The sequence below is a fragment of the Rhodococcus ruitaii genome, assembly GCF_055230935.1.
Map to the genome: position 1 here is coordinate 102,709 of NZ_JBUYWC010000006.1, position 24,137 is coordinate 126,845.

Annotated in this window: 20 protein-coding genes and 1 riboswitch; of the genes, 9 read left to right on the top strand and 11 right to left on the bottom strand. The window is 65.3% G+C overall.

Annotation, left to right across the window (positions count from 1 at the left end; all coding sequences use genetic code 11):
* Positions 1-8: 8 nt before the first annotated feature.
* Positions 9-1,421 (bottom strand): replication-associated recombination protein A, encoded by a 1,413-nt coding sequence (locus ACZI8W_RS09105; RefSeq protein WP_463368169.1) that lies wholly within the window; start codon positions 1,419-1,421, stop codon positions 9-11.
* 174 nt (positions 1,422-1,595) lie between these two features.
* On the opposite strand from ACZI8W_RS09105, the gene ACZI8W_RS09110 reads away from it, so the two are divergent.
* Positions 1,596-3,221 (top strand): alkaline phosphatase D family protein, encoded by a 1,626-nt coding sequence (locus ACZI8W_RS09110; RefSeq protein ID WP_463368170.1) that lies wholly within the window; start codon positions 1,596-1,598, stop codon positions 3,219-3,221.
* A 35-nt stretch (positions 3,222-3,256) separates the two neighbouring features.
* Here the strand turns inward: ACZI8W_RS09110 and ACZI8W_RS09115 are convergent, their stop codons facing one another.
* A complete protein-coding gene (locus ACZI8W_RS09115) occupies positions 3,257-4,423 on the bottom strand; it encodes a kinase (RefSeq protein WP_463368281.1) in 1,167 nt (388 codons plus the stop codon).
* Between the two features lie 294 nt (positions 4,424-4,717).
* Positions 4,718-6,508, bottom strand: a complete 1,791-nt coding sequence (gene aspS, locus ACZI8W_RS09120) for an aspartate--tRNA ligase (RefSeq protein WP_463368171.1) — start codon at positions 6,506-6,508, stop codon at positions 4,718-4,720.
* 137 nt (positions 6,509-6,645) lie between these two features.
* On the opposite strand from aspS, the gene ypfJ reads away from it, so the two are divergent.
* Positions 6,646-7,551 (top strand): KPN_02809 family neutral zinc metallopeptidase, encoded by a 906-nt coding sequence (gene ypfJ, locus ACZI8W_RS09125; RefSeq protein WP_463368172.1) that lies wholly within the window; start codon positions 6,646-6,648, stop codon positions 7,549-7,551.
* Positions 7,552-7,578: 27 nt separating this feature from the next.
* On the opposite strand, the gene ACZI8W_RS09130 is transcribed toward ypfJ, so the two are convergent.
* Both ACZI8W_RS09130 and ACZI8W_RS09135 read right to left on the bottom strand, forming a co-directional pair.
* Entirely contained in the window at positions 7,579-8,346 is a 768-nt protein-coding gene (locus tag ACZI8W_RS09130; protein ID WP_463368173.1) for a hypothetical protein, read from the bottom strand.
* A 208-nt stretch (positions 8,347-8,554) separates the two neighbouring features.
* Positions 8,555-9,427, bottom strand: coding sequence for a TIGR03620 family F420-dependent LLM class oxidoreductase (locus tag ACZI8W_RS09135; protein ID WP_463368174.1), 873 nt, complete (start codon positions 9,425-9,427; stop codon positions 8,555-8,557).
* 41 nt (positions 9,428-9,468) lie between these two features.
* Between ACZI8W_RS09135 and ACZI8W_RS09140 the strand changes: the two genes are divergently transcribed.
* Positions 9,469-11,178, top strand: coding sequence for an alpha/beta hydrolase (locus ACZI8W_RS09140; RefSeq protein ID WP_463368175.1), 1,710 nt, complete (start codon positions 9,469-9,471; stop codon positions 11,176-11,178).
* Between the two features lie 65 nt (positions 11,179-11,243).
* Here the strand turns inward: ACZI8W_RS09140 and acnA are convergent, their stop codons facing one another.
* Positions 11,244-14,039 carry an aconitate hydratase gene (gene acnA, locus ACZI8W_RS09145; protein WP_463368176.1) on the bottom strand — a complete coding sequence of 932 codons (2,796 nt, stop codon included), beginning with the start codon at positions 14,037-14,039 and terminating at the stop codon, positions 11,244-11,246.
* A 209-nt stretch (positions 14,040-14,248) separates the two neighbouring features.
* Between acnA and ACZI8W_RS09150 the strand changes: the two genes are divergently transcribed.
* Positions 14,249-15,430, top strand: a complete 1,182-nt coding sequence (locus ACZI8W_RS09150) for a trans-sulfuration enzyme family protein (protein WP_463368177.1) — start codon at positions 14,249-14,251, stop codon at positions 15,428-15,430.
* A gap of 10 nt (positions 15,431-15,440) precedes the next feature.
* Here ACZI8W_RS09150 and ACZI8W_RS09155 read toward each other — a convergent pair whose 3' ends face one another.
* Positions 15,441-15,788, bottom strand: a complete 348-nt coding sequence (locus ACZI8W_RS09155) for a hypothetical protein (RefSeq protein WP_463368178.1) — start codon at positions 15,786-15,788, stop codon at positions 15,441-15,443.
* 201 nt (positions 15,789-15,989) lie between these two features.
* Between ACZI8W_RS09155 and idi the strand changes: the two genes are divergently transcribed.
* Positions 15,990-16,547 carry an isopentenyl-diphosphate Delta-isomerase gene (gene idi / locus ACZI8W_RS09160; RefSeq protein ID WP_463368179.1) on the top strand — a complete coding sequence of 186 codons (558 nt, stop codon included), beginning with the start codon at positions 15,990-15,992 and terminating at the stop codon, positions 16,545-16,547.
* 41 nt (positions 16,548-16,588) lie between these two features.
* Here the strand turns inward: idi and ACZI8W_RS09165 are convergent, their stop codons facing one another.
* From ACZI8W_RS09165 to ACZI8W_RS09175, 3 genes are all read right to left on the bottom strand, one after another.
* A complete protein-coding gene (locus ACZI8W_RS09165; RefSeq protein ID WP_463368180.1) occupies positions 16,589-16,948 on the bottom strand; it encodes a VOC family protein in 360 nt (119 codons plus the stop codon).
* 60 nt (positions 16,949-17,008) lie between these two features.
* Positions 17,009-17,476, bottom strand: coding sequence for a hypothetical protein (locus ACZI8W_RS09170; RefSeq protein ID WP_463368181.1), 468 nt, complete (start codon positions 17,474-17,476; stop codon positions 17,009-17,011).
* A 71-nt stretch (positions 17,477-17,547) separates the two neighbouring features.
* Positions 17,548-18,138: a TetR/AcrR family transcriptional regulator gene (locus ACZI8W_RS09175; protein WP_463368182.1), complete on the bottom strand. Its 591-nt coding sequence runs from the start codon at positions 18,136-18,138 to the stop codon at positions 17,548-17,550.
* Positions 18,139-18,203: 65 nt separating this feature from the next.
* Here ACZI8W_RS09175 and ACZI8W_RS09180 point away from each other — a divergent pair, with 65 nt between their 5' ends.
* Complete coding sequence (locus ACZI8W_RS09180; protein WP_463368183.1) at positions 18,204-19,235, top strand: alpha/beta fold hydrolase; 1,032 nt, start codon at positions 18,204-18,206, stop codon at positions 19,233-19,235.
* A gap of 9 nt (positions 19,236-19,244) precedes the next feature.
* Here the strand turns inward: ACZI8W_RS09180 and ACZI8W_RS09185 are convergent, their stop codons facing one another.
* A complete protein-coding gene (locus tag ACZI8W_RS09185) occupies positions 19,245-19,610 on the bottom strand; it encodes a hypothetical protein (RefSeq protein ID WP_463368184.1) in 366 nt (121 codons plus the stop codon).
* A 27-nt stretch (positions 19,611-19,637) separates the two neighbouring features.
* Positions 19,638-19,750: riboswitch (SAM riboswitch) on the bottom strand.
* A gap of 162 nt (positions 19,751-19,912) precedes the next feature.
* On the opposite strand from ACZI8W_RS09185, the gene ACZI8W_RS09190 reads away from it, so the two are divergent.
* The 3 genes from ACZI8W_RS09190 to ACZI8W_RS09200 all read left to right on the top strand — a co-directional run bounded on the left by ACZI8W_RS09190 (position 19,913) and on the right by ACZI8W_RS09200 (position 24,127).
* Positions 19,913-20,743 (top strand): formate/nitrite transporter family protein, encoded by an 831-nt coding sequence (locus ACZI8W_RS09190; protein WP_463368185.1) that lies wholly within the window; start codon positions 19,913-19,915, stop codon positions 20,741-20,743.
* A gap of 1,010 nt (positions 20,744-21,753) precedes the next feature.
* Positions 21,754-23,121 (top strand): hemolysin family protein, encoded by a 1,368-nt coding sequence (locus tag ACZI8W_RS09195; protein WP_463368186.1) that lies wholly within the window; start codon positions 21,754-21,756, stop codon positions 23,119-23,121.
* Positions 23,114-24,127 carry a hemolysin family protein gene (locus ACZI8W_RS09200; RefSeq protein WP_463368187.1) on the top strand — a complete coding sequence of 338 codons (1,014 nt, stop codon included), beginning with the start codon at positions 23,114-23,116 and terminating at the stop codon, positions 24,125-24,127. Before ACZI8W_RS09195 ends, ACZI8W_RS09200 begins: the two co-directional genes overlap by 8 nt.
* The last annotated feature ends 10 nt before the right edge of the window (positions 24,128-24,137 follow it).

Here is a 24,137-nt window from a genome sequence, read left to right on the forward strand (position 1 = left end):
CACGGCAGCTACCTCGTCCCGCGCACGATGCGGCGCAGCTTCGGCACCCGCGACGACAACTCACGCTCGACGCCGCGGCCTGTCGGCTCGTAGTAATCGACACCCGCCAGTTCGTCCGGCGGGTACTGCTGCGCAAGCACACCGTCCGGGTGGTCGTGCGGGTATCGGTAGCCGATGGCATTGCCCAGTTTCTGCGCACCCTGGTAGTGGCCGTCGCGCAAGTGACTCGGGACCGGCCCCGCTCTACCGGCCCTCACATCCCCGATCGCGGCGAAGAGCGCGGCGGTCACCGAACCGGATTTCGGCGCGGTCGCGATGTGGATGGTGGCCTGCGCGAGGGCGAGCTGCGCTTCGGGCATGCCGACCTGTTGCACCACCTGTGCCGCGGCGACCGCGGTCTGGAGCGCGGTGGGATCTGCCATGCCGACTTCCTCGCTCGCCTGGATCATCAGGCGCCGGGCGATGAACCTCGGGTCCTCCCCCGCCACGATCATCCGCGCGAGGTAGTGCAATGCAGCATCGACGTCGGAGCCTCGCAACGACTTGATGAAGGCACTGGCGACGTCGTAGTGCTGGTCACCGTCGCGGTCGTACCGGACCGCGGCCTTGTCGATGCTGGACTCGACGGTCCGCAGATCGATGACAGCTTCGGTGTCGCCGGCGCGATCCAGAGCGGTTTCCGACGACGCCTCCAGCGCGGTCAGTGCGCGGCGGGCATCGCCGCCGGCGAGTCTCACGAGGTGATCGAGCGCCTCCTCGGTGATCGCGACCGTCCCGCCGAGCCCGCGCGGATCCATGCGGGCCCGTTCGAGCAACGCGCGGATGTCGTCCGGGCGCAGGGGCTGCAACTGGAGCACCAGCGACCGCGACAGCAGCGGGGCTACGACGGAAAACGACGGATTCTCGGTCGTCGCCGCGACCAGCAGCACGATGCGGTTCTCGACCGCCGCGAGCAGCGCGTCCTGCTGGGTCTTGGAGAAGCGGTGAACCTCGTCGATGAACAACACGGTCTGCCCGCCCTGAGTGAGCCGGCGGCGCGCGAGGTCGATGACGGCGCGCACGTCCTTCACGCCCGCGGACAGCGCGGACAACGCTTCGAAACGTCGTCCTGTGGCCCCGGAGATGAGAGACGCAAGGGTGGTCTTACCGGTCCCCGGAGGCCCGTAGAGGACGACAGATGCAGCACCGGAGCCTTCGACGAGTCGTCGCAGGGGCGCGCCAGGCTCGAGCAGATGCTGCTGGCCGAGGACCTCGTCGAGGTTCGCCGGGCGCATCCGCGCCGCCAGTGGTGCGTCCGGCCCGGTCGAGCCGGCCGGGACACGACGGATCGACGGCTCCGGATCGGGTTCCGATTCGCGTGGGGCTTCGAACAAAGCGTCCGGTTCGGCCGACGGGTCGTTCGCACCGAAAAGATCACTCACCCCGTCGACGCTACAAGCGTCTCCTCACTCCGAGCGAATACACCGCCGATCTCCCCGAGCGCGCCGAGCCGTTCGCTCGGGAGACGGGCCCCAGAAGACGAACCTTCGGTGAACACTCGGTGGATACCCGGCCGAAAGTTGGACGACCGTCCAGAATTGTGTTGGCATCGGGGCGTGATCTCAACACGATTGTCCCGCCGCACACTGCTGCGCTCCGGAGTCGGCGTCGCCGGCGCAGCCGCACTCGCCGGTACCGGAAGCACGGCATCAGCGTCACCTGCCATATTCCACCACGGCATCGCCTCCGGAGATCCGCTCCCGGACGCGGTGATCCTCTGGACGCGGGTGACGCCTTCCCCTGAAGCGACCCCCGGTTCAGGGCTCGGCCCCGACACGCGGGTGCGGTGGGAACTCGCCCGCGACGCGGACTTCGGGACGATCGTCGCGGGCGGGGCAGTCACCACGACGGCCGCCTCGGATCACACCGTCAAGGTCGACGCGACCGGACTCACCCCCGAGACCGAGTATCACTACCGCTTCCTCGTCGGGGATGTCTCGTCGCCGACGGGACGCACCCGTACCGCCCCGGCGCCGGGCGCTCCGACGGATCGTCTGCGTTTCGGCGTGGTGTCGTGTTCGAATTGGGAGGGCGGCTACTTCGGTGCATACCGACACCTCGCGGCCCGCGACGATCTGTTCGCGATTCTGCATCTCGGCGACTATCTGTACGAATATGCGGCCGGCGATTTCCCTGTCTCCGGAACCGGCACCCGGACTCACGCACCGGCCAACGAGATCGTGACCTTGGCCGACTACCGGATCCGGCACGGACAGTACAAGACCGATGCCGACCTGCACGCCCTCCACGCGAGTAGGCCATGGATCGTGGTGTGGGACGACCACGAATCGGCCAACGACGCGTACGCCGACGGTGCGGAAAACCATGACCCGGAGACCGAGGGCGACTGGGCTACGCGAAAAGCCGCCTCAGTTCAGGCCTACTCGGAGTGGATGCCCGTCCGGATGGACGGCACCCGCCTCTACCGTCGGCTCCAGTTCGGGGACCTCGCCGAACTGTCTATGCTCGATCTGCGCAGCTACCGGAGCCGGCAGGTGAGTCCTGGTGCGGAATGGCGCACCGTCGACGACGACACGCGCACGATCACCGGGCCCGAACAGATGGACTGGCTGACCGCGGGGTTGACGAGCTCGCAGACACAGTGGCAGCTGGTGGGCAACTCGGTGATGATCGCACCGGTACTGCTCCCACCCTTGGACCCGCACACGACAGGTGCGCTGACCGAACTTCTCGGTGTGCCATCGAACGGTGTGCCCTACAACACCGACCAGTGGGACGGCTACCCGTCCGACCGGCGGCGACTGCTCGACGCGATCGCCGACGCGGGTCGCCGCAATGTCGTGTTTCTCACAGGAGACATCCACACGTCATGGGGTGCGGACATCCCGGCGGATGCGGCCGCATACCCGGCAGCCGGCACGGTCGCGACCGAGTTCGTGGTGCCCTCCGTAACCTCGTCGAACATGGACGAACTGCTCGAAGTTCCGCCGCGGACGGCGAGCCCTGCTCTCGAAGCGACGATCCAGGCCACCAACCGCCACATCAGGTACGTCGAACTCGACTCACACGGCTACGGCGTTCTCGACGTCGCACCCGACGCGGTCCAGATGGACTGGTTCTATCTGCATGACCGCACCGATCCTCACACCGGGGTGACCCGTGCCGCAGGACTGCGAGTTGCTGCAGGGAGCGCACGGGTCGAATCGGCACCGCCGATCTAGCACCGGAGCGGTGCAGTACCGGATCAGCGGAGGGGTCAGTCTGCGACCCGCTGATCCAGGTGTTCCAGAACGGTGCGTGCGTGCGACGCAATATCGTCGTGTCCGGAATCGCTCGCGAAGTCGGCCAGCAGCGACCACCGCGCACTCAGCGCGGGGAGCCGTGCCACAGAAAGTTCGTGGGCACGCACCGATGCGATGCGGGCGTGGTCCTCGGGCAGGAACAGATGCGTGCTCAACCAGACACAGGCGAGCTGGGCGTCGAGGAGACGCTCGGCGAGAACTTCGTCGTAGGCGAGTTGCGGCCACATGCCCACCACTTCGGCACGCCATGCATCGGCCATCGCCCGCACTCGCTCGGAAGTCAAGGGTGCTGCACACAGGCACAATGGGAACGAGGTGAGCGCATACGCGATGTCGAGGGTCGCGTCGCGGAACCCACCCCATTCGTAATCGAGAAACTGCACTCCGTCGTCTCCGACGACGATGTTGTCGGGGCACAGATCCGACGGACTGAACGCACGGAATCGCCCCCCGGTGAACAACTTCGCGGCGCGTTCCGCACGGTCGAGTACCGACCGGGGGACGGTGACCCCGAAATCGTGCGCGAGCAGTGCGGGCACACCCCGAACCGCGTCGTTGGCCTGTTCGGCCACCGCATCGCCGACGGACGCGACGCCTGCCCTACGGAGCAACGCCGAGAAGTCTTCCTCCCGGCCGACCGTCGCGGCATGCATGCGGCCGAGGGCCTGCGCGAGCGCCATGAGCGTATTTCCGACGGTGTCGGTGTCACCGCTGCGCAGCAGTGTCCCCAGCGGCGTGGCGTCGCCGAGATCACTCAGCACCAGCAAGCGGGTTTCGAAATCGTAGGCGAGCAGCTCCGCCCCGGGTCGATGGTCTTTGGCGAGCGCTGTCGCGAATTGGTAGGACACCGCTTCACGGAGGAACGCGACTTCTTCGTCTGCCTCCGCACCGCGCAGGTCGACATGACCGGCAGCGAGCATCGGCGGCACCTGCTTCAGGACGAGTGTGCGAGGCAACGAAAAGGGATTGGCAGCAACTCGGACGCGGAGCACCACCGATCGGCCACTGCCACCGAGATCCACAGGATCTGCAAGGGTGACCGGGGCGCCGGTGCGACGAGTGAGCAGCGTCTCGGCTGCCTGCACTACCTCCGAAACGGGGTCTGCCAGTGTTGCGGTCATTACCGAACAATCTACATCGTCGCGGGCGCCGGTAGGACGTACGGAATCCTCCATCGACGAGGGACCAACGTCCGCCTCGGCCGGATCGGCGCCGCCGAACTGCCCGGAGAATCCGGCTTGCGCCTGCTCATCGAGGTGTTTCACGGAACCGGACAATACGTACGGGATGCAACAAAAATCCTTGAAAGTTCTTCTCGGAAGTAGAAGCCGAGGAGCCGATTCCAGAGCGAAGAACGATCGGGGCACGCTCACCGAGATGAACGCGCCCCGTCGGTCTGCTGTGAGGTGCCGGACCTACTGCGCGGCCGGAGCCGCATCCTGCGCGTCCTCGGGCTTGAAGTCCATCCCGGACTCCTTGCGCTGTCCCTCGCTGATCGGGCCGGGTGCGTCGGTGAGCGGGTCGACTCCCCCACCGGACTTGGGGAACGCAATCACCTCGCGGATCGAGTCCACACCGGCCAGCAGTGCGGCAATCCGGTCCCATCCGAAGGCGATACCGCCGTGCGGCGGTGCACCGTACTTGAACGCCTCGAGCAGGAACCCGAACTTCTCGTTCGCTTCGTCCTCGGGAATTCCCATCACCTTGAACACGCGTTCCTGGATGTCCGGCCGGTGAATACGGATCGAGCCGCCACCGATCTCGTTGCCGTTGCACACGATGTCGTAGGCATACGCCAGCGCCGAACCCGGATCGGTGTCGAACGTGTCGAGGAATTCCGGCTTGGGTGAGGTGAATGCGTGGTGCACCGCCGTCCACGCCGACGAACCGAGGGCCACATCACCGGATGCGGTCGCATCGGCGGCCGGCTCGAACAATGGGGCATCGACGACCCACACGAATGCCCACGCCCTCGGGTCGATGAGGTCGAGCTTGCGGGCGATCTCGCCGCGCGCTGCACCAAGCAAGGCGCGCATCGGCTTGGTTGCACCGGCAGCGAAGAAGATGCAGTCGCCGGACTCGGCTCCCACATGTGCAGCCAATCCGGCTCGCTCGGTGTCGGTGAGATTCTTCGCGACGGGACCGGTGAGCTCCCCGCCCTCGCCCACGAGCACGTAGGCGAGGCCCTTGGCGCCGCGTTGCTTGGCCCATTCCTGCCACGCGTCGAGCTGACGACGCGGTTGCGACGCGCCTCCTGGCATGACGACTGCACCGACATACTCTGCCTGGAAAACCCGGAAGGTGGTGTCGGAGAAGAACTCCTTGCACTCGACGAGTTCGATGTCGAAGCGCAGGTCGGGCTTGTCGCTGCCGAATCGTCGCATGGCGTCGGCATAGGTCATGCGCGGGATCGGCGTCTCGAGCTCGTATCCGACCAGTCGCCACAGCGCGTGCAGCACCTCTTCGGCGAGCAGGATCACGTCGTCCTGGTTCACGAACGCCATCTCGATGTCGAGCTGGGTGAACTCCGGCTGCCGGTCTGCGCGGAAGTCCTCGTCTCGGTAGCAGCGCGCGATCTGGTAGTACCGCTCGATGCCACCCGCCATGAGTAGCTGCTTGAACAGCTGCGGCGACTGCGGCAGCGCGTAGAAGTTACCCGGCTGCAGACGCGCAGGCACCAGGAAGTCACGGGCGCCTTCGGGAGTCGAGCGGGTCAGTGTCGGGGTTTCGACCTCGATGAACTCGTGATGGGCGAGCACCGAGCGGGCAGCTGCGTTGATCTTGCTGCGTAGGCGGATGGCCTTGCCCGGCCCTTCCCTACGCAGGTCCAGGTACCGGTATTTGAGACGGGCTTCTTCACCGGCCTGGTCGTCGAGCTGGAACGGCAGGGGTGCGGCCTCGCCGAGCACCTCGAGTTCGGTGGCATTGACCTCGACCGCGCCGGTCGGGATCTCGAAGTTCTGGTTGCCTTCGGGCCGGACCTCGACGACTCCGGTCACCTTCACACAGTATTCGGCTCGCAGTCTGTGTGCCTGCTCGAGCACATCCGCGTCCCGGAACACCACCTGGGACACGCCGGAGGCGTCGCGCAGGTCGATGAAGATGACCCCGCCGTGGTCGCGGCGCCGGGCAACCCAACCGGTGAGGGTGACGGTTTGCTCGGCGTGCTCGGCTCGCAACGAGCCGGCGAGATGGGTGCGCAGCACGGAATTCCTTTCGAAACGATCAGCGACGGGGTTCGTCGCTGCAATCCTACGAAAGGCGGGAACTGCCCGAGCACACACGTGCCGAATCGGCCGTGCCAGACTTGTGCGGCTCGAGTGGCTCGACGACGAGGCGGATGATGACGTTCAACGAGGGCGCCCGGATGGATCCGAATCGGGTCCGCACCGGAGGTGGCCGGGCCGGCAAGGTCGCGCTGGGAGGCGGAGCCGGTGGCCTGATCGTGCTGATCCTGGCGTTGTTGCTCGGTGGAGATCCGTCATCACTCCTCGGATCAGGTGTGCCCGAGGCGTCCGAGCAGGACGGCATCGGCGGACTCGAGCACTGCGACGCCACCGCCGCCAATTCCGATGTCGACTGCCGTGTGCTGTACACGGTCGGGTCGCTCGACTCGGTGTGGGAGCAGCAATTCGCCGCGCAGACCGGCGTCGCCTACGTGCCTCCCGAAGTCGTGTTGTTCACCTCCGCGACCTCGACCGGGTGCGGCAACGCGACCAGCGACATCGGCCCGTTCTACTGCCCGGCCGATCAGACCGCGTACTTCGACACCAGCTTCTTTCAGCAGCTCGTGACACAGTTCGGTTCGAGTGGCGGACCGCTTGCCCAGGAGTACGTTGTCGCGCACGAGGTGGGTCACCACCTACAGCACCAGCTCGGAGATCTCGGGCGCGCGCAGGCCGATCCCCACGGACCCGAGTCGGGAGCGGTGCGCACCGAACTCCAGGCCGATTGCTACGCCGGAGTGTGGGCGCACTACGCGGACACCCTCCCCGATCCGGACACTGGTGTGCCGTTCCTGACACCGCTGCGCGAGAGCGACATCCGCGACGCGCTCTCCGCCGCCTCTGCGGTCGGCGACGACCGGATCCAATCTGCCGCGGCCGGTCGCATCAACCCGGAAGCCTGGACTCACGGTTCGTCCGAACAACGCCAGAAGTGGTTCATCGCGGGATACGACACCGGACAGATCGCCGCGTGCGACACATACTCGGCTTCCGATCTGGACGTTCCCACCGCGCTGCGCTGATCACCCGGTCGGCCCATCCGGCCGTCGTCACGGCACCGGGTCGACAACGAGCCGCACGACATCGTCACCGACGCGCCACCACGCCTCCGGGTTCCCACGTGCTGCGGTGTAGACACGGGCTGCGGCGTCTCCGGTGATCACTCCGGGCGACGCAGCGTCGTCCGTCGTGAACGTTGCGGGATCGGGGCCGGGCCAGTGCGGAACGTCGTCGTCGGGGGCAGCTCCCACCGTCGGCCGATGGACATACACGGTTTCGGGGACGTAAGGCTCGGTGGCGCCTTCGGCCAGACCCCAGGCGGCTGCTATCACGGCGCGCAATGCCTCACGATTCTCGAGCGCGGTCGACGGCAGATGGCGTTCAAACCGGGTCCCGAACGCGTAAACACGCAGTTCGGAGGCGTCGCCACGTCCGTGGAAGGTGACGGTGGTCGTCGCCTGATCGGTCACGCCGGGGCTTCCGACATCGGTGCCCAGGTCGATCAGGTGTTGCGCCTCGAGTTCGTCGGCGAACCGGGCCACCTCACCTGGCTCCGCCTGCACAACCAGATACTCCGGTGGCGCCATCGTGTCGGGTTCGGTTCTGTCGGTGAAAACCACGCGGCCGTCGCCGTAGACCGCGAGCACCGGCGAATGGATCGCCTGGACCACATACGGTGTCCATCCGTGGCCGCCGGTGCCGACGCTGAACACCAGCTGATTCGCAGGTAGCGGTTCCGGTTGTTCGCGCGCTGCGCCGCAGGAGAGCAGCACGAGTGCCGCCACACCGATCCAGGCAGATCCACGAATTCGATTCACCGACGACACGTTCCCCTCAGCCCGTTTCCTCCGGCTCACGCTAGGTGATCGGACGAGGGAATGCCGCCGATATCTCCGTCCCTCGGCGCGACTGCATGGGGCGTGTGCGTCGACCACGACTTCTGGTCGTTCCGAGCGGCTGGCACATTCGGCTCGTTCACGCGACCCAGTGACACATTCGCTCGAGTGATGGGTCGGGTCCCGTGGGTCAGGCGATGAGCGCTGCAGCAAGGTCCCGGTACGCCTGGGTGGGGAACGACATCTGGTCTGCTGTCAGTACCTGGATGGGCACCTCGTCGGCACCGGCCTCGTAGTGCCGTTCGATCCCGGCCACGACACGTTCGATGCTGCCCGACGGAATCAACGCCTCGCGCAACCGCTCGCTGCCTGCTCCCGCTACATCGTCCTCGGTGTAGCCGAGGCGCAGGAGGTTATCGGAGTAGTTCGGAAGCGACAGGTAGCCCCGCATGTACTCCTGTGCGATTCCTCGGGCGGTGTCTTCGTTCTCGTCGAGCACCACGGCGACTTCCGGTGCCAGAAGCGGGCCGCCGCCGAGTATTTCCCGGGCCTGTGCAGTGTGTTCGGCGGGAACGAAATAGGGATGTGCGCCCGAGGTGCGCTCGGCCGCCAGTGTCAGCATTCGGGGACCGAGCGCCGCAAGCACGAGACGCTCCGCGGGCACCGGGGTGCTCGTCGCATCCAACGCGTCGAGGTACTCGACCATGCGGCTGTAGGGTTTCGTGTACCTGCCGGCTTCGGTCGCATCGACGACGGGTCCGTGACTGGTGCCCAGGCCCAGTAGGAAACGTCCGGGATACTCCCGCTCGAATCGGTCGACCGCAGTCGCGGCGTCCACCGGATCGGCGTGCCAGATACTGACGATGCCACTGGCAACACCGAGCTTCGATGTCGCTCCGAGCACCTCACCGTAGATCGAGGGCACACCCTCGCCGAATCCGCCCGACGTCCACAACCTCGAGAAACCCAGCTCGTCGAGTTCACGCGCCGCATCGAGTGCGGCACCCCTGGTCTTCCCGCTGAGCCAGAATCCGCCGCCCCACACACTCACTCGTCTCGTCATCGTTCCGACACTATCTTCCCGCACCGGGATACCGTCGGCGGATGACGACCGCATCGGACCGTGCTGGCTCCCCGACCGTCGAACAGCGACCGTACTACTCGGTATTCGGGCTGGATTTCGTCGGGCTCGTGGTTGCGGTGTTCTTCTTCGCGTGGAGCCTGAGTCCGTCGCTGATCTCCCGGGAATGGCTGTATCAAGGTCTCATCAGCGGGATCACCAGCGTCACGGGATACGGACTCGGAGTTCTGCTCGCCTATCCGGCGCGCCGCTGGATCGCGCCGCGCCTCACCTGGTGGCGCAGGCGACGGACCGCCCGCATCATTGCGCAGATCGTCGTGGCTGTTCTCGCTCTCATCACGGTGACCGGATCGCTCCTGGTCGCGGCGAACTGGCAGAACGATATCCGCGCCCTCATGGGTATCGAGGACACCACGTCATTCGCGTATCTGCGCACCGGGCTGGTCAGTGTGGCGATCTTCGCGGTTCTCCTGCTGCTCGGACGCGCCCTGCGCCGCGTGGCCCGCGGGTTCGCACGGTTGATCAGTACCCGGCTGCGTATGCCGATTCCGGTAGCTCATGTGATCGCACCTGCGGTGCTCGCGGTGGCGGCGGTGATCTTCGTCGACCAGGTGATCCTCGCGAGCACATCGACCGCCGCACGATTCGTGTTCGCGTCCGACAACAACAGCACCGACCCGGGCGTCGTACAACCGCAGGAACCGCAGCGGTCCGGCAGTTCTGCGTCCGCATCCTCGTGGGACAGTCTCGGCAGGCAGGGCCGCACGTTTGCCGACGGCGGACTGCGGGCCGACGAACTGACCGAACTCAACGGCACTCCCGCCCGCGAACCGATCCGGGTGTACGCGGGCCTGCAGGCCGACACCTCCACCGAGTCGCAGGTGCAGTTGATTCTCGACGAACTGGACCGGACCAGGGCGTGGGAACGAGACATTCTGGTGGTGTCGGGGACGACCGGCACGGGGTGGGTCAATCCGGTGGCGGCGGATTCGATCGAGATGATCTACAACGGCAATTCGGCGATCGCGGCGATCCAGTATTCGTTCCTTCCGAGCTGGATTTCGTTCCTCGTCGACGGTTCGGCCGCGAAAGCCGCGGGTGACGCGCTCATCCACGGTGTGCATGAGCGATGGGCACAGCTTCCCGAGGATCGACGCCCGAAACTGGTGGTGTACGGCGAGAGTCTCGGATCGCAGTCTGCCGAGGCGGCGTTCGACGACCTCGTCGATCTGCGCAGTGATGTCGACGGCGCACTGCTCGTGGGTCCGCCCAACTCCAACTCGTTGTGGCGGAGCATCGTCGCCGCTCGCGATCCCGGCTCGCCGGAGGTGCTTCCGGAATACCACGACGGTCTCGAAGTGCGCTTTGCTGCGAGCAGTCAGAATCTGGGATCCTTCGAAGGGCCGTGGCACGATCCGCGCGTACTGTACCTTCAGCACGCATCGGACCCGGTGGTGTGGTGGGGTCCCGGGTTGCTGTTCGAGCGGCCCGATTGGCTCGCCGAGCCACCGGGTGCGGATCGGGTGCCGTCGATGCGTTGGTATCCGATCGTCACGTTCTGGCAGGTGGCAGCGGACATCATGGTCGGCACGTCGCCTCCGGTCGGGCATGGTCACAACTACGAGGACCTCATCCCGTACGGATGGGCGGCGGTCACAGCCCCGGTCGGATGGACCGAAGCCGACACCCAGCGGGTCGCGGACGCGATCTCCGATATGCACCTCGGGGTCTGAACCGCTCGAATCGGCCTACCTCGCCGGCGGTCCGAACATGTCGGCCGCCAGTGCGGCGGACGCGGTCATGCTGCGAGCTGGCGGAGTACGTACTGCAGGATGCCGCCGTGCCGGAAGTACTCCGCCTCCGCCGGGGTGTCGATGCGTACCTTCGCATCGAACTCGATACCCCCTGCGCGCACGTGCACGGTGTCGGGTATCGCGTCTACCTCGGCCAGTCCAGTGATCTCGAATTCTTCCTCCCCGGTCAGCCCAAGGCTCCCGGCCGACGCGCCGTCCGGGAATTGCAGTGGTAGCACACCCATTCCGATGAGGTTGGACCGGTGGATGCGCTCGTACGACTGCGCGATCACTGCACGCACTCCCAGCAACAAAGTGCCCTTGGCCGCCCAGTCGCGCGATGAACCCGATCCGTATTCGGCGCCGGCAAGCACGACCAACGGTGTGCCGTCGTTCGCGTATTTCTGTGCGGCGTCGTAGATGTCCATCTGTTCGCCGGTGGGAAGGTACCGGGTGACTCCCCCTTCGACGTCGGGGACGAGCTGATTCCGCAGCCGGATATTGGCGAAAGTGCCGCGGATCATCACCTCGTGGTTGCCGCGCCGCGACCCGTAGGAGTTGAAATCCGCCGGATCGACTCCGTGTTCCTGCAGGTAGCGTCCGGCGGGGCCGTCACGGCGGATCGCACCGGCCGGGGAGATGTGGTCGGTGGTGACCGAGTCACCGAGGAGCGCTAGGACCCGCGCGCCCGCGATGTCGCGCAGCGGCTCGGGCTCGGTGCTCATCCCGTCGAAGTACGGTGGGCGCCGCACATACGTCGAGTCGTCCTTCCACTCGAACACCTCACCGGTGGGGACATCGAGGTTCCGCCATGTGTCGTCACCGTGATAAACATCGGCGTAACCGGATTCGAACATGTCCGAGCGGACGCACTCGTCGATGACAGCCTGGATCTCCTCGGTGGACGGCCAGATGTCGCGCAGAAATACGGGGTTGCCGTCGGTGTCGGTGCCGAGTTCGTCTTCGAAGACATCGACGAGCATCGACCCTGCCAGTGCATAGGTGATCACCAGGGGCGGCGACGCAAGGAAGTTCATCTTCGTCTGCGGGTGGATGCGGCCTTCGAAGTTGCGGTTGCCCGACAACACGGCCGACACGTTGAGGTCATGGTCGTCGACGGCGGTGGCGATCTCGTCGAGCAAGGGGCCGGAGTTGCCGATGCACGTGGTGCATCCGTATCCCACGAGGTTGAAGCCGAGTTTCTCGAGGTAGGGCGTCAGCCCCGCCCGTTCGTAATAGTCGGTGACGATCCTCGATCCGGGCGCAAGCGTGGTCTTGACCCACGGTTTACTGCGCAGGCCCTTCTCGACGGCGTTCTTGGCAAGCAGTCCGGCCCCGATCATGACCGACGGGTTCGAGGTGTTGGTGCACGACGTGATCGCGGCGATCACGACGTGGCCGTGGTCGAGTTCGAAGTCGGGGCCGTCGCCGATGTGCACCGGGACTTTGCGCGACGGCGGATCACCCGCGGCGAGATCGTCGGGGAGGGGGTTGCGCGGTGGTGCGCTGGTGTCCTTCCCGGAAATCGCGACGGGGTCGCTCGCGGGGAACGACTCGATCGCACCCTCGTCGAGGCCCACCTCCTGCACCTGCGCTACGACGCCGGGAACGTCCGCGCCGGCGAGCAGCGCCGCGACCGCCCGTGGCGCGAGTGCCACCGGGATGCGGTCTTGCGGTCGTTTGGGCCCGGCGATCGACGGACGCACCGTCGACAGGTCGAGTTCGACGACCTGACTGTATTCGGGTTCGCGGTCGGGATCGTGCCACAACCCCTGTGCTTTGGCGTACGCCTCGACGAGACGCACCTGATCGTCGGAACGACCGGTGAGACGCATATAGTCGAGGGTGATGTCGTCGATCGGGAAGATCGAGATGGTCGAGCCGTATTCGGGGCTCATGTTGCCGATGGTGGCGCGGTTGGCGAGTGGCACGTTCGCCACACCGGGCCCGAAGAACTCGACGAATTTGCCCACCACCCCGGTCTTGCGCAGCATCTCGGCGACGGTGAGCACCAGATCCGTTGCGGTGGTACCTGCCCCCAGTTCGCCGCTGAGTTTGAATCCCACGACCTGCGGGATCAGCATCGAGGCAGGCTGCCCCAGCATCGCGGCCTCGGCTTCGATCCCGCCGACTCCCCACCCGACGACACCGATGCCGTTGATCATCGGCGTGTGCGAATCGGTTCCGACCAGTGAATCCGGGTAGGCCAGCGTCTCCCCGCCGTCGGCCTCGCGGGTGAAGACGACCCGACCGAGGTGCTCGAGGTTCACCTGATGGCAGATGCCGGTCCCGGGCGGTACCACCTTGAAGTCGTCGAACGCACCTTGCGCCCATCGCAACAATTCGTAGCGTTCGCGGTTACGTGCGAATTCGAGGTCGGTATTGATGCGAAATGCGTCCTCTGTCCCGAACACATCGGCGATCACCGAGTGGTCGATGACGAGTTCAGTGGGAATCAGCGGGTTGATACGGTTGGCGTTGCCACTGCGGATCGTCATAGCATCGCGCATCGCGACCAGATCGACCACGCACGGCACACCCGTGAAGTCCTGCATGAGCACGCGGGCAGGCGAAAATTGGATCTCGGGGTTGTGCGTGGAGTCCGGGTCCCATCCCGCAACCGCTTCGATCTGCTCGCGGGTGACCAGCCGTCCGTCCTCGGTGCGAAGCAGATTCTCCAGCAGAACCTTGAGGCTGTACGGCAAGCGTCCCGAGCCGGGTACCTTGTCAATGCGATAGATCCGGTAGTCGGTGTTCCCGACAGTGAGGGTGTCTCGTGTGCTGAAGCTGTCGTCACTCATATCGTGCCTCCTCGGCTGCACAGCTCGAGTACGTGTCCGACACCGCCGCACCTCGATCACCGTGCCGAAACGGTGTCACCTCGACGCTACGACACCCGAAGCACTCCGTCAGCCGATCACGATAGGGAGCATCGGCGTGCACTCGTCGCAGCGGCCCACGCGATACTCGTGGCGGTCCCTCGAACGCACCTTGTGAACGGAGTTCAGGCGTGAAGCAGAAATCAGCAGGTCAGTCGACCCATGCCATCCACGGCACCAGCGTCACCGATGCTCACGGCGCGCCGCACCTGCCGGTCTACAACACGACGACGTTCGCGTTCGAGAACACCGCGGCGCTGCTCGACGTCGCCGATGGTCGCCGCAAAGGTCCGCTCTACACCCGCTACGGGCTCAACCCGACGATCTTCGCGCTCGAGGAGACGATGACGTCGATCGAAGGCGCCGAGAGCGCGTTGGCCTTCTGCTCGGGCATGGCTGCGGAGACCTCGTTGTTCGCGCAGTACGGGCGCAACGGCATCGTATGCATCGGCGACGTCTACGGCGGGACCATGGAACTGCTCACCACTCAACTGTCCCTGCTCGGCATCCCCACCACCTTCCTGCTCGGCGACGAAACCGATCACCTGGACGAGGCACTCCGCGGCGGGCCGAAGTTGGTGTTCTTCGAAACCCCCACGAATCCTGCACTCGACATCTACGACATCGCTTCGATCGCCGACATCGCGCACCGTCACGACGCACTCGTGGCGGTCGACAACACGTTCGCCTCGCCCGTCAATCAGCAACCCCTCGCTCTCGGCGCCGACCTCGTCTCCTACTCGGCGACCAAGTTTCTCGGCGGGCATTCGGACGTCACCGCCGGGTTCGTGCTCGGTGCGGCCGAGTTGATCGACCCGTTGAAACCGTGGCGCAAGAGTTTCGGATCGTGCATCGCGCCGGAACCCGCGGCGCTGTTGTCGCGCAGCCTGCGCACGCTCATCGTCCGCGTCAAGCAGCACAACGCCAATGCTCAGGCGATCGCGGACGCGCTGGAGGCCGATCCCCGGGTCGCGCGCGTGCTCTATCCGGGTCTGCGGAGCTTCCCCGGGCACAGAGTCGCAGCGAAGCAGATGCGGGGCTTCGGCGGCATCGTGACGATCGAGATCGCCGGCGACACCGAGACGACGGTGCAGGTGGTCGATCGCCTCGAACTGTTCACGTTGGCTCCCAGCCTCGGTGGCGTCGAAAGCCTGGTGACGCAGCCGGTGACCACTACTCATTACGACCTCTCGCCTCAGGAACGGCGGCGGCGCGGGATTACCGGGTCGATGATCCGGTTGTCGGTCGGTCTCGAAGACGCCGACGATCTTGTCGCCGATCTCACCCGGGCTCTCGAGGCCGTCACGGTTTGACCGGCACAGCTCACATCGGTGGTCGGGCACCCAGCGGATCGAGTCGGGATCGGAAGGCAGATGTCAGCCAGGACATGGCGGACATCACGAATCCGAATGGGGTGACGAACAATGGATGTGTGACCGCCCCGACCAGGCTTCGGCCTACGTCCACGCGTTCGTCTCTTCGAGTGACCTCTTCGAGATGACCCGCGGGAATCCACGTAGGTGCGGGGTCGGAGTCGGCCGAGCGGAAGTACCAGAGTCCTGACGGGTAGATCCGGTACGGACCGGATACATCCAGGTTTCGCCCCTCGTAGTGGGCTTCCACACTGTGCGCGGAGTCATCGGCGCGGTCGGTGGGTGCAGTGTTGCTCATGCGATCACGTCCCGGTACGTCGGAGGTTGCGTCTGAGGGCAACGATTCGGTGGTGACATCAGCGGCATCTACCACGGCCGAGCGTAGTCTCGGGTCGGCACCAATACAGGGCCCGGTCGGTGCGAGATACACCACCCGTGTCGATCCGGCGGGTGCCGGACGCTGCCCGACACCCAGATCAACCCCATGGAGATCCACCACATGACAGCGCCTGCCCACGAAGAACTCGTCGTTCTGCTCGACGAACACGAGCGCCCCATCGGTACAGCTCCGAAAGCCACCGTCCATCACACAGACACCCCTCTTCACCTGGCGTTCTCTTGCTACGTGTTCGATGACGCGGGCCGGGTCCTCGTGACGCGACGCGCACTGAGCAAGATCACGTGGCCCGGTGTGTGGACGAACGCGTGTTGCGGTCATCCAGGGCCGGAGGAATCCCTCGAGGACGCGGTCCGCCGTCGCGTCGAACAGGAGTTGGGCCTCGCCGTCGATGATGTCACGTGTGTATTGCCGCACTTCCGGTACCGCGCGACGGCAGCCGACGGGACCGTGGAGAACGAGGTGTGTCCGGTGTTCTGCGCCCGCGCCGTCTCCGGCCTCCAGCCAGAACCGTCAGAGGTGATGGAGTGGAGGTGGGTGTCGTGGGCCGATATGCAGACGGCGGCAACCGTTCCGTGGCTGATCAGCCCGTGGGCGGCCGAGCAGATCCCGCAACTCAACCAGGCCGGAATTGCGCGGCGGATTTCCAGCGCTTCCTGAGTGGCACCCACGCGCCCTCGACGATCGGAGGGCGAACGGGTTCACGCGTCGTCGGACCAGGCCCCTAATTCGTTTCCACTCGGGTCGAGGAAGGTGAATCGACGGCCACCCGGAAAATCGTACGGCCCCGACGAAATCTGGCCTCCGGCACGTTCGACCGCGCGGACGGTGGCGTCGAGATCGCTGGAGTACAGCAACACCAGAGGCCCAACCCCACCCGGTGGGCGCAGAGTCGTCAGGCCACCGACCTCTCCGTCGCCCTCGACAGCACGAATTCCGGCGTAATCGGGCCCGTAGTCGTTGAAGCTCCAGCCGAAGGCGGATTCGTAGAAGGCGCGTGTCGTGGGGAGATCGGTAGCGCCGAGTTCGATGTAGTCGATTACGTGATGTCTGGTTCCCATGGAGCCATCGTGAACCCACCCATCGACATGCGCCGCCGAACCGGGCATTCCCTTACCCCATCACGACGCCGAGACCGCGGTCGCGCTCTTCCACTCGCTCTGCCGGCCGACGATCACCGATCGGACTCCGCCCCTGGCGAGCATCGAGCGAACGGCGCCGGACTCACGAAGCACGCGTGCGAGAGAGTCCGTGTCGCCGGTGTCGTGTGGTGGTTGCGACGCGACACCGAGCAAGATCCGAGGTTCGGATGCGGGCCGACTTCCTTCGATGAGCAGCACTTCCTCGTCGACCTCGCGAACGAGGATCTCGCGTCGGCCGGACATCTCGCCGACCAGCAGAAGCACGTAGTCGATATCGGTGCCGTCGTCGTGCGCCGCGAGCAGCCGAGCACGGTGACCGCCGCACATCAGCGCCTCGTCCAATTCCGCCTGCCCCGAGCGGTCGGATGCGGCCGGGGGAACCCGATCGGAATCCGAAATGTCGATCGGCTGCGCCGTGCCGTGCGAGTTGGTGGTCGATGTCCTCATGACATCCTCCAATCTCCTCTTCTTGCCACTCCAGCATTGCAGTGAGGTCCGACACGAACTCGGGAACTTCGTTACTTCCCGCCGGCCGTGGCGATTTCGATGCACCGATCGATCTCCCGGATGACGAGTTCGACCGCGCTGTCGGCGTCCATCCCCGCAATCAGCACGGATTGCGTCGCACCAGTACTGAGTACGACCAACCTCATGGCCTCGCTGTGCGCTTCTATCTCGGAGAGACCCGCCCGACATAGAAGCCGCTCGGCCTCGGACACCGTCCCCCGCGACGCTTCGGCGAGGAACGACCTGATCCACGGGTCGTTCGCCGCCTTCGCGAGATAGGCGAACCAGACCGACACACCCACACGGGACGGTGCGCTCGTCGGAACGGGTTGAGTGAGCAAAGCTGCGAGGGCTGCTCTCGGATCGCCCGCCGCCCCCCGCCCGTGGTACACCTGCTCGGCACCGGTGACCATCTCCTGCGCTCCCGACCGGATCAGCTGTTGTTTCGATTCGAAATAGTGTTGGATTCTGCCAATCGAGACGCCGGCCTCGGCCGCCACCGACTGGAACGTCACCCCGTCGATGCCCCGTTCGTGGATCACTGCCCACAGTGCCCACACGATCTCTCTACGACGCTCAGCATGGTCGACAACTCTCGGCATGACGACAGTTTACAATATGTTTATACTGCAAACAGCACGGTTCACCGAACGTCAGGAAGACCTCCATGAGTGAACACACCAGCACAGACCCCCGACCCGACCATCCACCACCCACCCGTCGGCGCCGATGGCTGCGCCGCAGCGGAATCGTCGTGGTTGCCGCACTGGCCGCACTGGGCGCAGTAGGCATCCAGCAGTTCTTCTTCGGAGCTCCGGGCGTGGGCCACTTCCGCGACGCCGAGGGACGCCGCACCTACGTCGAGGCCTACACCCGGGCGATGTCTGCACTTCCAGCACCATCGACAACCCACGACGTTCCGACCCGATTCGGTACGGTCCGCGTCTACGAGTGGAGCACTCCGGAACTCGAGAACACCGCTCCGGTCGTCTTGGTTCCCGGCCGCTCGTCGGGTGTCCCGATGTGGGCCGAAAACCTCGCCGACTTCGTGCCGCACCGGCGCGTCCTCGCCTTCGACGCACTCGGCGACGCCGGATTGTCGGTGCAGAATGTCCCGTTGACCTCGTTCGACGATCAGGCGCTCTGGATCGCCGATGCCCTCGGCGAACTCACAACCGACCCCGTGCACATCACCGGTCATTCGTTCGGCGGCGCGATCGCAGCCACCTACGCTCGGCAATTCCCCGATCGCGTCCGATCACTCACCCTTCTCGAACCTGTCTTCACGTTCGCACACCCGTCCGCCCGAATGATGGCGTGGACGATGGTGTCCAGCCTCCCCTTCCTGCCCGAGGCATGGCGGAACACCGCGCTCAGCAAGGTGGGCGGCGCCGAGTTCGACCCGGACGACGACATGGCGAAGATGATCGCTGCAGGCTCAGAACACTATTCCGCCGTGCTGCCGACGCCCTCGCCCATGAACGACGAGGACATGGGACGTCTCACCATGCCTACCTATGTCGCTATCGCAGAACGCGATTCGCTTGCCGGTGACACTGCCGCGGCCGAGCGGGCAGGTACACTTCCACACGCGACCGTCGACGTTTTCCCCGACACCACCCACTCCCTGCCCATGCAGGCGAAAGATCGTCTAGCCGTAGAACTTCCCGCATTCTGGAACGATTCCGACCAGAGTTGACCCGGCCGGTCAGCAGCCCGGCACGTAGGTCAGCACCGGAACACGTCCCGGCACACACCCTGTCCAGTGATCGGGGGCAGCCAGGGTGAATGTCACCGGCACATGCGGATTCGGCCCCGGAAGGATCAACACCCGCCACCGAGGAATCCACGTTCCGATCTCTCCACCCACATGGACTGCGCGGGATATCGCAGCTGTGTCATGGTGTCGAAACTCGAGTCGTATTCCGTCCCAGGATAGTTCGACGCTCGTACTGTCAAGCACGTGCACCAACGCACCGACACTCAGGTCAGAGTCGTCGAAAGCCTTACGGGCGCGGATGAAATGGACGTGGTGCCCGTCTCCGAACGCGGCGCATTGATGGGGGTCGGTCATGATATTTCCTCCGGGTCGGCCCCGGGCGGGGCGCTCGTGCCCGGGCCGGTCGGCCGCGGGCCGCTTCGTCATCCGAGCCACCCGCGAGCGTGGGGTTGGCGTGCCGTCCAGTCGGAGCTTGGCGACGACATCTCGTGAAGCACCGCCACTCTACACGACGCAGCGACCTACACGACACAGCGACCTCACAACCCGAGCGACCGACCTCGGCGGAGAACGCAACGCGTCCTTACTGCTCCGAAACGCAGCGGTGACGGGCACCGTCGACACTGGCCGGGCACTGTTCGCACCAGGAGGTTGCCGTGTCCTACGTTCCACCCGCCGAGTTGGCCCGCGCGATGGTCGACGCCGGCCAGAGCAAGGTCCTCATGTCCACCCGCGACACCATGATCAGGGCGTACATGGCCGGCGCGATCCTCTCGCTCGGAGCGGCGTTCGCGATCACTGTCACCGTGCAGACAGGCAACGCGCTGCTCGGAGCGATTCTCTTCCCGGTCGGATTCTGCCTGCTCTATCTACTGGGCTTCGACCTGCTCACCGGCGTGTTCACCATGGTTCCCATCGCCTACCTCGACAAACGCCCCGGGGTGACGATCGGGTCGATGCTCCGGAACTGGGGTCTCGTCTTCATCGGGAACTTCCTCGGCGCCTTGACGGTGGCCGTACTGATCACCTTCGTCCTCACCTACGGATACTCGATTCCACCGGACGCCATCGGCGAACGTCTCGGCGAAATCGGCGAGGAACGCACCCTCGGCTATGCAGAGCACGGCGCAGCCGGCATGGCGACCCTGTTCTTCCGTGGCATGTTGTGCAACTGGATGGTATCCACCGGCGTCGTCGCAGCGATGATGTCCAAGAGCGTGCCGGGCAAGGTTCTCGTCATGTGGATGCCCGTCATGCTGTTCTTCTACATGGGCTTCGAACACTCGGTCGTCAACATGTTCCTGTTCCCGTCCGGCCTCCTGCTCGGCGGCGACTTCACGCTCAGCGACTACCTGATCTGGAACGAGATCCCGACAGTACTGGGCAATCTGGTCGGTGGTGTCGTCTTCGTCGGTCTCGCCCTCTACGTCACCCATGTGCGGACGCAGCCCAAGCGATCAGTCGGGAACACGCCGACGCCGGCATGATCGGACGGCATCGTTCGTTCCGATCTCATCTGCTGCACTCACCAAGCGTGCGGAATGCACGACCGGACCGGCTGACCATGACGATATCTGGTGCCGACGCCGCGCCCCCCGGATCTGACGAACCGGGCGGTCGAGGTCCGCCGCGCCGCGGGCCGTCGACCAGCTCTACTGCCCGCACCATCCGGCGTTCGGCCCTCGATGTCCGGAAACGACTCGGACCCGGGGGCCGCAGCCCACGGGTCCGATGGTCGGGAGCCCTACTGCTGGGCGCTGCTGATTCCTTCAGCAGAACCGGTGAAGAAGTCGAGTGCACCGAAGAGGTCTGCGGCGTTGACGAAGAATTCGGCCAGATCAGCGAGCATGATGTAAATCCCATCTGTGGAGAATCAACAGCGGTGCGATCGCGGTGACGAACGCCCTTCAATTGTTACCAGAAGATCCTGATCCCGCAGCGTGGACACACTGAGTTCCACATCACATTCCGCCTGGTCGGATCCAATCACGAACCGATCACAGGTGTGAAATGATCTACCTTTCAGCAGGTAGATGCGCCGACTCCCTGAGCGCCGTCCTATTTACGGATAATTGATCAGCGCCGAGAAAAACCGACCTCGAACAACCGGAGAAGATCGAATTGCACATCGACGAGCAGGAATTTCATCGTCGGCATTCGACGCATCGGACAAACCGAAATTATGCACCAATTCGACGACCCTTTCCTCGCGGCACGCTGCAACCGGGTCGTCTCCGCGCCTTCGCGCTGCATTCATCGAAGGCCTGCCGGCTTGCGACAGTGCCGCGGCGAAGAGACCATCACCGCCACGCGCAGGCTGCCGATACGCGGCGCCCGGTCGACGACCCTTATCCTGGGTGAGTACTTGTCCGCGAATACACACAGAGAGAACTATGAGACGCGCCAAGCGCAAACCTCGAAGACCCGCCCCGTCCCCGTCTGCGAACGACCACCCCGGTCCTGAACCCCGGTTCGTTCCCGACACCCGGTACCCCCGATGCTGACAGCGCTCGGGATCGCCTTCGGAATCTTCGTCGTCCTGGCCATCACCGCCCTGACCGGCTATTTCGTGGCTCAGGAATTCGCCTACATGGCGGTCGACCGCTCGCGGATGAAGGCCCGCGCCGAAAGCGGAGACAAGCCTTCTGCGCGTGTCCTGTCCGTCACGCGCCGCACCTCCTTCATGCTCTCCGGAGCACAGCTCGGCATCACCGTCACGGGCCTGCTCGTGGGCTACGTCGCGGAGCCTCTGATCGGTAGTGGCCTCGGCGAGTTGCTCGGAGGTGTGGGGGTGCCCACTGCCGTCGGCATCGCAATCGGCACTGTCCTTGCAGTGCTGTTCTCGACAGTGGTCCAGATGGTGTTCGGTGAGCTCGTCCCCAAGAACCTGGCGATCGCCCGACCCGAACCTGTCGCTCGGTGGCTCGCGCTGTCCACCACCGTGTATCTGAAGATATTCGGTTGGTTGATCCGCCTGTTCGACGCGTCGTCGAACCTGCTGTTGAAGACGTTGAGGATCGAGCCGGTCCACGACGTGGAGCATTCGGCGACACCCCGAGACCTCGAGCACATCGTCGCGGAATCCCGCGACACCGGTGAGCTGCCCGCCGAGCTGTCGAAGCTCCTCGACCGAATTCTCGACTTCCCGACCCGTACCGCCGAACACGCGATGATCCCCCGGGCGCGGGTGGACTTCGTCGACGTGGACGAATCCGTCGCCAGTGTGCTGGCCAAGATGGGTACCGGTCACACCCGGTACCCGGTCGCCGGCACATCCTCGGACGACGTCCGGGGTGTCGTGCATCTGCACGACCTGCTGGCCATCGAGAACCCTGCCGGTACGGCGGGAACGCTGTGCAGGCCCGCGTTCATCGTGCCCACGACCCTGGCACTGCCCGACGTACTCGAGCAGTTGAACATCGAGGGTGAGGAGATGGCGCTGGTGATCGACGAATACGGCGGGTTCGCCGGTGTCGTCACCGTCGAGGACATCGCCGAGGAACTCGTCGGCGAGATCGCCGACGAACACGACCCGGCAGTCGAGACCCAGGTGATCACACGCTCGGGTGACGGTTGGCTGATCCGCGGCGACGTGCACCTCGACGAGGTGATCCGCACACTGGACGCCATCCTTCCCGAAGGGGACTACGAGACCCTCGCAGGTCTGGTGATCGCGGAGTTCGGGGGGCTTCCCGAGGTGGGCGACACGGTGACCGTCGCCATCGATCCGGATCCGGCCGACCTCGTGCACGAGTCGGCGCCTCCCGCCAAGCACCTCATCGCCGAGGTACGCGCAGTCGACAAGCACGTTCCGTCCTCTGTGTTCGTCACGCTGCAGACCGACGAGGTGAACGACGATGAGTAACCCCTGGGTGGTCGCGGTCGCGACCGTGGTGTTGATCGCGGCGAGCGCATTCTTCGTCGCGGTCGAGTTCGCATTGATCGCCGCGCGCCGACACCGATTGGAAGATGCTGCGCCGCAGAGCCGTTCTGCTCGCGCAGCCCTACGCAGCGCATCGGAACTGTCGGTGCTGCTCGCCGGCTCGCAGCTCGGAATCACCGTGTGCACGCTGGCTCTCGGCGCAATCACCAAACCCGCGGTGCACCATTGGCTCACGCCGGCGTTCGAAGCGTGGGGTGCGCCGTTGTGGCTCGCCGACGTCGCCGGGTTCGTGTTGGCACTGATCATCGTCACGTTCCTGCATCTGGTGGTCGGCGAGATGGCGCCGAAGTCGTGGGCCATTGCGCACCCGGAAAAGTCGGCGACGATGCTCGCACTTCCCATGCGCGCATTCATGTGGGTCACGCGACCACTGATCGTGCAGCTCAACCATATGGCGAACTGGATCTTGAGCAAGCTCGGTGTGGAGGCGGTGGACCAGGTGGCGTCGGGCCAAGACCCCGACGCACTGCGTCATCTCGTCGAGCACTCCGCCACGGTCGGGACACTCGACGAGCGTTACCACGGCCATCTCACGAGCGCGCTCGAACTCCAGGCCCTCACGGTAGGCGATATCGTCACGCCCGCTGCACCCCCGAGCAGCGTCGCCCCGGAAGCGACTGCGGAGGAGATCCAGGAGGCGGTCCGCCGCACCGGACATCTACGTCTGCTGGTGCGCGGCAACGGCCACATCGACGGGGTCGTGCATGTGCGCGACAGCCTCCAGGCCGATGACGGGGTGACAGCCGCGGATCTCATGCGCCCGGCACTCATGCTCGAAACGGCGATTCCGGTGTACGAGGCGCTGGGCATAATGCGCGAGACCCGGAGTCATCTGGCGACAGTGGCCGATGACGGTCGGGTGGTCGGACTGATCACCCTCGCCGACGTGCTGGCACGGCTGCTCCCGGAAGAACACGACGCAGCCTGAGCAGCTCTCG

Coding starts and splice junctions, on each gene's coding strand:
- ACZI8W_RS09115 (WP_463368281.1), bottom strand. CDS start 4,423: ATGACCGCAACACTGGCAGACCCCGTTTCGGAGGTAGTGCAGGCAGCC.
- ypfJ (WP_463368172.1), top strand. CDS start 6,646: ATGACGTTCAACGAGGGCGCCCGGATGGATCCGAATCGGGTCCGCACC.
- ACZI8W_RS09135 (WP_463368174.1), bottom strand. CDS start 9,427: ATGACGAGACGAGTGAGTGTGTGGGGCGGCGGATTCTGGCTCAGCGGG.
- ACZI8W_RS09140 (WP_463368175.1), top strand. CDS start 9,469: ATGACGACCGCATCGGACCGTGCTGGCTCCCCGACCGTCGAACAGCGA.
- acnA (WP_463368176.1), bottom strand. CDS start 14,039: ATGAGTGACGACAGCTTCAGCACACGAGACACCCTCACTGTCGGGAAC.
- ACZI8W_RS09155 (WP_463368178.1), bottom strand. CDS start 15,788: ATGAGCAACACTGCACCCACCGACCGCGCCGATGACTCCGCGCACAGT.
- idi (WP_463368179.1), top strand. CDS start 15,990: ATGACAGCGCCTGCCCACGAAGAACTCGTCGTTCTGCTCGACGAACAC.
- ACZI8W_RS09165 (WP_463368180.1), bottom strand. CDS start 16,948: ATGGGAACCAGACATCACGTAATCGACTACATCGAACTCGGCGCTACC.
- ACZI8W_RS09170 (WP_463368181.1), bottom strand. CDS start 17,476: ATGAGGACATCGACCACCAACTCGCACGGCACGGCGCAGCCGATCGAC.
- ACZI8W_RS09175 (WP_463368182.1), bottom strand. CDS start 18,138: ATGCCGAGAGTTGTCGACCATGCTGAGCGTCGTAGAGAGATCGTGTGG.
- ACZI8W_RS09180 (WP_463368183.1), top strand. CDS start 18,204: ATGAGTGAACACACCAGCACAGACCCCCGACCCGACCATCCACCACCC.
- ACZI8W_RS09185 (WP_463368184.1), bottom strand. CDS start 19,610: ATGACCGACCCCCATCAATGCGCCGCGTTCGGAGACGGGCACCACGTC.
- ACZI8W_RS09195 (WP_463368186.1), top strand. CDS start 21,754: ATGCTGACAGCGCTCGGGATCGCCTTCGGAATCTTCGTCGTCCTGGCC.
- ACZI8W_RS09200 (WP_463368187.1), top strand. CDS start 23,114: ATGAGTAACCCCTGGGTGGTCGCGGTCGCGACCGTGGTGTTGATCGCG.